We start from the raw sequence: 660 nt of genomic DNA, 5'->3' as shown, positions 1-660 counted from the left end.
AAAATCACATTGTCCGTTATCGCCCTTATCGGCTTGGCCCTCTATATGGCCTACCGATGGATTGCCTGTATCGATATGGGCGGCACCGGGCAATACAAACCGGATTTCTGCTACAACAAACCCAACTGGTTTGAGCGGCTGCAAGCAAAAAGGGAAACCATGAACAACATCGAAGAAATCAAACGAAACCTCGAATTTACCTGCGTACGCGAACAGCGGCCGCCTTTATCCGAAGAAACCCAGCAGCTCTATCATTATGCGCTGCACCGCGATTTGAACCATATGTGGCCGGGCGAACGCGGCGACGGTTTTTGGGACAACCTGCTGCCCTATTACCGCATCGCCGCCGCCAACGGCGACTATAAAGCCAATGTGCGCCTGCAATTCATTCTCAGCGACGGTTGGACACAAGTACCTGAGATAGAAGCGGAAATCGAAGTGCATCAGCTCAATAAACTGTTGCAAAAACAACTCCCCGCCACCGCCTATTACCTGCTCAAAGGCTATATCGAAGACGGCTACGGCGTTTCCGCACCGCCGGACAGCGAACTGGCTTTTTTACGCAAAGCCGCCGATATGGGCAGTAGAGACGCACAATTCGTATTGGCTGAAAAGGTGGCTTGGATTGACCATGAAGAAACACATGAATTCCGGTTGGAG

General features: G+C 51.5%; 1 pseudogene. It reads left to right on the top strand.

From position 1 onward, the window contains the following. Positions 1-660: pseudogene (locus tag AKG43_RS13010) on the top strand (sel1 repeat family protein); the annotation flags it as partial.

The organism is Neisseria sp. 74A18, from assembly GCF_001308005.1.
In the GTDB taxonomy this organism is placed as follows: Bacteria; Pseudomonadota; Gammaproteobacteria; order Burkholderiales; family Neisseriaceae; genus Neisseria; species Neisseria dumasiana.
This window is presented reverse-complemented; position numbering and strand designations above follow the sequence as displayed.